General features: G+C 63.6%; 2 protein-coding genes. Both read right to left on the bottom strand.

Going from position 1 to position 1,618, the window contains the following annotated elements; all coding sequences use genetic code 11:
- Positions 1 to 26 precede the first annotated feature (26 nt).
- Positions 27 to 410, bottom strand: a complete 384-nt coding sequence (gcvH, locus tag AB4074_RS24735; protein ID WP_441415739.1) for a glycine cleavage system protein GcvH — start codon at positions 408 to 410, stop codon at positions 27 to 29.
- Positions 411 to 544: 134 nt separating this feature from the next.
- A partial coding sequence (gene gcvT, locus AB4074_RS24730) for a glycine cleavage system aminomethyltransferase GcvT (RefSeq protein ID WP_441415738.1) occupies positions 545 to 1,618 on the bottom strand: 1,074 nt, incomplete at its 5' end.

Genomic DNA, 1,618 nt, shown 5'->3' with positions numbered 1-1,618 from the left:
GGTGCCTGCGGCCCCGGTCGCGGCGCTCACAGCTCGCCACCATTCTTGGAAGCGTATTCCTCCGCGGAAAGCAGCGGACCGTCCGACTCGGCGGCCACCTTGAAGAGCCAGCCCGCACCGTACGGATCGTTGTTGATCAGGGCAGGATCGTCGACGACGGCGGAGTTCACTTCCGTGACCTCCCCCGTCACCGGGGAATACAGGTCCGAAACGGACTTCGTGGACTCCACCTCCCCGCAGGTCTCCCCCGCAATCACAGCCGAACCGACCTCGGGCAAATCAACATACACGATGTCACCCAGGGCATCAGCAGCAACCGCGGAAATCCCAATCCCCACAGGCCCGGCCCCATCGCGCGCAACCCACTCGTGCTCAGCCGAATACTTTAGCTCCGCAGCTACTTTGCTCATTTCATTTCCTAACTTCGTTGTTCCAATAGTTGATAAGTCTTGCCCCGCCTTTGGAACTCATCGTCCATAGGCTGAATGCCGAGGATGTCGGCACCGACGGGCAAAAGATGACTAAACGGGGTTGCGAAACTCGCCTACTTGACCCGCTTGTAGAACGGCAATGCGACAACTTCGAAGGGCTCGGACTTGCCGCGCAGGTCTACGTCCACAAGGGTCCCCAGCTCGGCGTGTTCGACGTCGACATAGGCCATGGCCACCGGGTAGCCCAGGGTCGGGGACGGCTGGCCTGAGGTGACTTCGCCGATGAGCGTTCCGTCCTTGAGGACCGAATAGTGGGCGCGGGGTGCGCGTCGGCCCAGGCCCTTGAGCCCCACGAGTTTTTGGCCAAGGGACGTTCCCACGCCGGCGGCCTTGATCGCGGTCAGCGCTTCCTTGCCTACGAAGTCGCCTTCTTTGGTGAGCGAGACAACGGGCCCCAGCCCGGCGGCGTAAGCGTTGACGTAGCGGGAGAGCTCGTTGCCGTAGAGCGGCATGCCGGCTTCAAGGCGCAGGGAATCCCGCGAAGCAAGGCCGGCGGGAATGAGCCCATGGCCCTCGCCCACTTCGAGGAGCCCTTCCCAAAGTCCGGCCGCATCCTCATTCGGGACGTAGATTTCGAAGCCGTCCTCGCCGGTGTAGCCGGTGCGGGCCAGGAGCAGCTCCTGACCGGTGATCTCGACCTCAACAGCCGCGTAGTACTTGAGCCCGGTGACGAGGGAGTGCTGCTCGGCCGGGACAAGGGTCAACAGAATGGCTTCCGCTTTGGGGCCCTGGACGGCGATCAGCGAGGTTGCCGCGGAGGCGTCCTCGACGACGACGTCAAAGTTGGCAGCCCTTTCGACCAGGGCTGCCGTCACGACCTGCGCGTTGCCGGCGTTGGGGACCACGAGGAACTTGTCGCTGCCGTCCTCGGAAGACGGTCGGCGGTAGGTGATGAGGTCATCGATGATGCCGCCGTCGGTGTTGCAGATCAGCGAGTACTTGGCCTTGCCAATCGACATCGCGGAGATCTTCCCGACCAGGGCGTAGTCGAGGAAGGCCGCGGCTTCCGGGCCGGTGACCCAGACTTCGCCCATGTGGGAGAGGTCGAACAGGCCTGCGGACTGGCGGACGGCGTGGTGCTCGGCCAGTTCGGAGGAGTACTTCAGGGGCATCTGCCAGCCACCGAA

Source organism: Arthrobacter sp. 2MCAF14 (assembly GCF_052115645.1).
Lineage (GTDB): Bacteria > Actinomycetota > Actinomycetes > Actinomycetales > Micrococcaceae > Arthrobacter.
Note: the sequence above shows the minus strand (reverse complement) of the source record. Positions and strands in the feature narration are given on the sequence as shown.